Consider the following 6,190-nt stretch of genomic DNA (forward strand, 5'->3'; position numbering starts at 1 on the left):
GCGCCAGGGCTGAAACCGCTGCAAAAAAAACCGCCACTGGTGTCAGTGGCGGTTTTGGGTATCGCAATGCCCTTAGAACGGCATCTTGAAGCCTGGCGGCAGTTGCATGCCGGCGGTCATGCCGCCCATCTTCTCCTGGCTGCTTTGCTCGACCTTGCGCACGGCGTCGTTCAACGCAGCGGCAATCAGGTCTTCCAGCACTTCCTTGTCGTCTTCATCAGTCGACATCAGGCTCTGGTCGATGCTGACGCGCTTGACGTCGTGACGACCGGTCATCACCACGCTCACCAGACCGCCACCGGACTGGCCGGTGACTTCGGCGTTGGCCAGCTCTTCCTGCATCTTCTGCATCTTTTCCTGCATCTGCTGGGCCTGCTTCATCAGGCCGGCCATGCCACCTTTCATCATGGGGTATACCTCGATTGGGTCATGTGATGCGGCCTGGCATCGGGCCGGCCGCATGGTTATCCGTTACTGGCCCTGATCGACCAGGGCTTCTACAGGCTCAATAGTATCCTGCCGTACCTTGGCGCCGAACAACTTGATCATCTGCTGGATCAACGGATCCTGCTCGATCGAAGTGACCGCGTCCTGCTGGCGCTCGGCACGCTTGCGCGCTGCGGCCTGGGCCGGGGTTTCCTGCTCGGGCAGGATCAGCTCGATGCGCAGGTTAAGCGTACGCCCCAGGTGCTGGTTAAGCGCCTCGTTCAAGCGCCGCTGCTGGGTTGCATTGAACAGCGCGCCCTGGCCCGGGTCCAGGTGCAGCAGCCAATCGTCACCCTCGGCGGTAATCAGCGTACAGTTTGCCGCGATGTTGCCTGTCATACCGGACACAGGCAACTGTGGGAATAATTCCAGCCATTGCAGGGCCAGGCCCGTGGCCGGCTTGGCTGCTGGCAGCGGTTGAGCTACAGGCTTGGGCGCTTCTTCCTGAACGTGCTCGGCCAGTTCGTCCAGGTAGCTGAAACCGACTGGGTCGCTTTCGCCGCCGTAGTAGTCTTCATCCAGCGGCGGCTCATCGTCGCGATCCATGCCCACGGCAGCATAGGCAGACGGATCGAAAGGCGGCTCGTCAAGTACCGGGGCAGCCTTCGGGGGCGCCGCCGGGGCAACCGGTTCAGGCACAGGTGCAGGTGCAGCCGCTACCGGAGCAGGTGCGGCTGCCGGTTCTTCCCATGGCAGGTCGACCACCTCGGCAACAGGCTCGGGCACGGAAATGGCCTCGATCTCGGCCTTCAGCTCAACGTCTGGCTCGACCTCCGGCTCATGGTCGGCTGTCGCCGGTGCAGGCACTTCCACCTGCGTCGCGGCTACCGCAGGCTCAGGCGGCACGAACGCGACAGGCGGTGTGGGCTCGGCCGGCGCCAAGGCTGCCACCGGCGCTGCGGGATCAGCTGTGGCCTGGCTGATCCCCACTGGCTTTAGCACCGGTTTCGGTGCGTCGTCCGTATCGGCCGGGCGGAACGCCAGCATACGCAGCAGGACCATTTCGAACCCACCACGCGGGTCCGGCGCCAACGGCAGATCGCGGCGGCCGATCAGGCCCATCTGGTAATAGAATTGCACGTCTTCGGCCGGCAGCGCCGAAGCCAGCGCCAGTACACGCTCACGATCGCCCTGGCCGTTGTCCACCGCTTCCGGCAGCGCCTGGGCGATGGCCACACGGTGCAGCACATTGAGCATTTCGGCCAGCACGCCCGACCAGTCCGGCCCCTGCTCGGCCAGGTTGCGCACGGCCTCCAGCAACGCCCTGGCGTCACCTTCAAGCAGCGCCTGCAGCACACCATAGACCTGGCCATGGTCGAGGCTGCCCAACATGGCGCGTACATCGGCAGCCAGCACCTTGCCTTCGCCAAAGGCGATGGCCTGATCGGTCAAGCTCATGGCGTCACGCATTGAGCCATCAGCCGCACGGCCCAGCAGCCACAGGGCATCCGGCTCGAACGGTACGTTTTCGGCGGACAGCACGTGGCTCAGGTGCTCGACCACCCGCTCCGGGCTCATGTTCTTCAACGAGAACTGCAGGCAGCGCGACAGGATGGTGGCCGGCAGCTTCTGCGGGTCGGTGGTGGCAAGGATGAACTTGACGTAGGGCGGCGGCTCTTCCAGCGTTTTGAGCAAGGCGTTGAACGAGTGGGTCGAGAGCATGTGCACTTCGTCGATCAAGTAGACCTTGAAGCGCCCACGGCTGGGGGCGTACTGCACGTTATCGAGCAGTTCACGGGTGTCCTCGACCTTGGTGCGGCTGGCGGCGTCGATCTCGATCAGGTCGACAAAACGGCCTTCGTCGATCTCCCTGCACACCGAACAGGTGCCGCACGGGGTGGAGGTAATGCCGGTTTCGCAGTTCAGGCACTTGGCGATGATACGGGCGATGGTGGTCTTGCCCACGCCCCGGGTACCGGTAAACAGGTAGGCGTGGTGCAGGCGCTGGTTGTCCAAGGCATTGATCAAGGCCTTCAGCACATGGGCCTGGCCGACCATTTCGCGGAACGAGCGCGGACGCCATTTACGTGCAAGAACCTGATAACTCATCGAAAAACCATCGTAGCCTGATAGAGCGGAAGATCGCTAATGCTAGCGGAGCGGGGGCAAAATTGCACCCTGCGCGAGTCGTCTAAGCTTGGAAGCAGGCGCGTTGTTCAAGGAGGATACGCCTTTGCCAATATTGCTGGCCCTTCTGCTGCTCTGGTCTGCCCACTGCCTGGCTGAACAGCCGGTGCTGCGCTTCTCTGTCGCGGAGAGCTGGAGCATGCCGCTGGTGCGCATCGAAGCTGACCAGCCCGTGGAAGGCCTGGTGTACGACCTGATAGAGGCGCTGGCCAAGGAAGTGGGCGTACGCCCCCAATACCACGTGATGGCTCGCCTGCGCCTGCAGGAGGCCATGAACAGCGGTGATATCGATGTGCGCTGCTATGTCAGCACCCAGTGGTTCAATGATCGCCCAGGGGATTTTGTCTGGAGCATCCCGCTGATTCACCAGCGCGACCTGCTGGTGGGGCGCGTTGGCGATAGCTCCCCGATGCCCGCGGAGCAATTGCCTGCCCAGGCTATCGGCACGGTGCTGGGTTACACCTACTCGACCTTGCAACCTCTGCTGGATCAAGGCCGACTGCACCGCGAAGACAGCCGCAGCCAGTTGCTGGTGCTGCAGAAGCTGCAGGCTGGGCGCTATCGGCATGCGGTGAGCAACCAACTGTCGTTGCAGTGGTTCAACCAGGGTTTGCCAGCCGACCAACGATTGCAGGGATTGGCGGTGCTGGAAGAGCAGGACCTCGGGTGCATGGTGCGCAATGATCCCGCAGTGCCGACACAAGGGTTGTTGCGGGCGTTGGTAAGGATGAAGCAGTCGGGGGAGATCGAGCGGATTTTGCAGCGCTATGGCGGGATGGGGCCTTGGGATGCTCCGGCGCCCCACCCTTGATCTCGGTTGTGCTGACAGGTGTGAAGGCGCAGGCGATACTGGCCCGGGAAGATGTAGGAGCGAGCTTGCAAGGTGGCTCCGACCAAATTGATCACACTCACACCAAAGCCAGCAAACCCGCACTCAAGAACAACCCCACTCCAAACACAAAATGCGTAGCCAAGCTCTTCAAGCAGTTGCGCGCAGGCGTCGGCGTTCTGGACGCGAAGAAACCCGCCCCCATCACCGGCTGCATGAAGCACAGCGGCGCCACGACGGTGCCTACGCCAACAACTACCGCAGGGAGCAAAGTAGGCGCCAGCAACCAGCTCTCACCTACGATCACAACCAGCAGCATCGCGAACAGCACGCCGATCGCATAATGAATCACCCACCCCCACACCAGCTCATTGCGCACCGGCTCTGCTTTGGCAATCGCCTGGTGCGACACACGGCCGTCAAGCAGATGCCCCGCCCAACGCCCGACCATGGCGAAGTTCAATGTGGCGACACCCAGCCGCCTCAGCAGCAACCCCCACAGGTCCATCACGATGGTGGCACCGATGCCAATCGGCAAGGCAGCTAGAAACATCGCAGTAAACGTCATTGAACAAGCCCTCGAAGATTGACGGTCATCACCATGCCGCGCAGCATAGAAGTTGAAGTCAACTTCAAGTCAAGGGCCAAAAATGGACATTGCCGACGTCGCCAAACGCACAGGCGTACCTGCATCGACACTGCGTTACTACGAGAAGAAAGGTTTGCTCAAGTCCCTGGCCGGGCGCGGCCAGCGGCGGCAGTTTGCTGCCGACGTGGCAGACAGGCTGGCACTGATCGCCCTAGGGCAAGCGGCGGGATTTTCGCTGGATGAAGTAGGCGCCATGCTGGTGGACTTGCAGGTGGACCGGCAGATGCTGCTGGCCAAGGCAGACGAAATTGATGCGCGGATCAGGCGGCTGCAGGCCATGAGCAAAGGATTGCGGCATGCCGCGCAGTGCCCGGAGGAAGATCATCTTGCATGCCCGAAATTTCAGCGGCTGATGAAACTGTCGGCTACGGGAGCATTGGGAATGAAGCAGGGAAGAACGAAGGCGTTCGCGGCAAATTGAGGTTTTTCACCCCCAGAAATGGAGGCGGCCCCACCAGCCACACCCCGGCACTCGATGTTCCCGCTATGGCTGCTCCCTTCCGGGCCTGAATAAATGTCATGGGGGAGTGTTCAGCAATCGGTGCAAGCCTTATAGGGCGAGGGTTTCAGGTCAACGGGGTAGCAGATTCTGTATCCGTGTGAGCTCTCAGCATGCACGCTCAAAGCTCGGGGTGTGACCAGAAATGTTCCACTCAATTGGTCCACTTTACTGGTCCACTCTGGTGCTCCCACATGGCCTACATCATCCGCCGCCAGTCCGTCTACTACCTCAACCTTCGACTACCAAAGCACCTGTTCCCCAACCGTCACACCCTTCGCGTTTCCCTGCGAGTGCGTGAGCGTCAGATAGCTCTATTCCTAGCAACCTCACTTGTCCAGAAGGTGTATAGCCACTTGAGTGAGCACTGAATCGCCCCTGGTTTCGTAGACACCTCCAAGCCTCATAATGAGGCCCAAATAGGAGGTGTCATGAGTCGTCAGCGTTACCCCGAAGAATTCAAAATCGAAGCGGTCAAGCAAGTGACCGAGAAAGGCAAGACTGTCGCCGATGTTGCCCAGCGCCTGGGCATGTCTGTTCACAGCCTCTACGCCTGGATCAAGCTCTACAGCAAACCCCAAGAGCAGCGTCAGCAAGACGATGAGCAGCAAGCCGAACTGCGCAAGCTTCGCGCAGAACTCAAGCGCGTGACTGAAGAGCGAGACATCTTAAAAAAGGCCGCCGCGTACTTTGCCAAGGAGTGCAACTGAAGTACGCCTTCATCAAGAAGCACTCGACGGATCACCCGGTGCGGCGCCTATGCCAAACCCTAAAGGTGCATCCCAGCGGCTACTACGCCTGGCTGACCGAGCCTCAATCTGCCCGAGCAAAAGAAGATCATCGTCTGCTTGGCTTGATCAAACATGCTTGGCTCGAAAGCGGAGGTGTGTACGGCTACCGCAAAATTCATGATGACCTGCGTGAGCTGGGAGAGACATGCGGGCGCAATCGAGTCGGACGCTTGATGCAGGCAGAGGGGTTGCGTTCGCAAACGGGCTATCGGCGGCGTCCAGGGTTTTACGGTGGAAAGCCAACAGTGGCCTCTCCCAACCATCTCGCGCGGCAGTTCAAAGTCAGTGAGCCGAATAAGGTCTGGGTAACCGATATCACTTACATCCGCACCTATGAAGGATGGCTGTACCTAGCGGTAGTCCTGGATCTGTTTTCCCGCCAAGTGATTGGCTGGTCAATGAAGCCCCGCATGTGCAGCGACCTGGCGCTTGACGCGATGTTGATGGCCGTGTGGCGCCGCAAACCACGGCAGCAAGTGATGATCCATTCAGACCAAGGCAGTCAATTCAGTAGCTCAGACTGGCAAAGCTTCTTGAAGGCCAACAATATAATCAGCAGCATGAGTCGGCGGGGAAATTGCCACGACAATGCCGTAGCCGAAAGCTTTTTCCAGCTTTTGAAGCGGGAGCGAATCCGACGAAAAATCTACGCAACACGTGACGAAGCCCGAAGTGATATTTTCGATTACATTGAAATGTTTTATAACCCAAGGCGCAGACACAGCAGTGCTATGCAGCTGTCGCCAGTAGAGTATGAGAAACGCTATTTTCTGAGCTTGGAGAGTGTCTAGGAAACCAGGGGCGATTCA

General features: G+C 60.0%; 6 protein-coding genes and 1 pseudogene. 4 read left to right on the forward strand and 3 right to left on the reverse strand.

The genetic code is table 11. The annotated features are described in order from the left end of the window. Positions 1-72 precede the first annotated feature (72 nt). Positions 73-408 carry a YbaB/EbfC family nucleoid-associated protein gene (locus DM807_RS23935; protein WP_003254305.1) on the reverse strand — a complete coding sequence of 112 codons (336 nt, stop codon included), beginning with the start codon at positions 406-408 and terminating at the stop codon, positions 73-75. 63 nt (positions 409-471) lie between these two features. Next, on the reverse strand, positions 472-2,535 hold the full coding sequence (dnaX, locus tag DM807_RS23940) for a DNA polymerase III subunit gamma/tau (RefSeq protein WP_179027998.1): 2,064 nt from the start codon (positions 2,533-2,535) through the stop codon (positions 472-474). Between the two features lie 124 nt (positions 2,536-2,659). Between dnaX and DM807_RS23945 the strand changes: the two genes are divergently transcribed. Then, complete coding sequence (locus DM807_RS23945) at positions 2,660-3,424, forward strand: substrate-binding periplasmic protein (RefSeq protein WP_012273419.1); 765 nt, start codon at positions 2,660-2,662, stop codon at positions 3,422-3,424. Positions 3,425-3,521: 97 nt separating this feature from the next. On the opposite strand, the gene DM807_RS23950 is transcribed toward DM807_RS23945, so the two are convergent. Then, a complete protein-coding gene (locus tag DM807_RS23950) occupies positions 3,522-4,010 on the reverse strand; it encodes a DUF2938 domain-containing protein (RefSeq protein ID WP_060515745.1) in 489 nt (162 codons plus the stop codon). An 82-nt stretch (positions 4,011-4,092) separates the two neighbouring features. Between DM807_RS23950 and DM807_RS23955 the strand changes: the two genes are divergently transcribed. From DM807_RS23955 to DM807_RS23960, 3 genes and pseudogenes are all read left to right on the forward strand, one after another. Next, a complete protein-coding gene (locus tag DM807_RS23955) occupies positions 4,093-4,512 on the forward strand; it encodes a helix-turn-helix domain-containing protein (RefSeq protein WP_060493781.1) in 420 nt (139 codons plus the stop codon). 272 nt (positions 4,513-4,784) lie between these two features. After that, positions 4,785-4,958 (forward strand): annotated as a pseudogene (locus DM807_RS27820) (DUF6538 domain-containing protein); the annotation flags it as partial. Positions 4,959-5,021: 63 nt separating this feature from the next. Then, a protein-coding gene (locus DM807_RS23960) for an IS3-like element ISPpu22 family transposase (RefSeq protein WP_085985440.1) occupies positions 5,022-6,172 on the forward strand; the annotation gives its coding sequence in 2 pieces (ribosomal slippage) (positions 5,022-5,256 and positions 5,256-6,172; 1,152 coding nt in all). The last annotated feature ends 18 nt before the right edge of the window (positions 6,173-6,190 follow it).

It is taken from the genome of Pseudomonas hunanensis, assembly GCF_013393325.1.
GTDB lineage: Bacteria > Pseudomonadota > Gammaproteobacteria > Pseudomonadales > Pseudomonadaceae > Aquipseudomonas > Aquipseudomonas putida_P.

Coding starts and splice junctions, on each gene's coding strand:
- DM807_RS23935 (WP_003254305.1), bottom strand. CDS start 408: ATGATGAAAGGTGGCATGGCCGGCCTGATGAAGCAGGCCCAGCAGATG.
- dnaX (WP_179027998.1), bottom strand. CDS start 2,535: ATGAGTTATCAGGTTCTTGCACGTAAATGGCGTCCGCGCTCGTTCCGC.
- DM807_RS23950 (WP_060515745.1), bottom strand. CDS start 4,010: ATGACGTTTACTGCGATGTTTCTAGCTGCCTTGCCGATTGGCATCGGT.
- DM807_RS23955 (WP_060493781.1), top strand. CDS start 4,093: ATGGACATTGCCGACGTCGCCAAACGCACAGGCGTACCTGCATCGACA.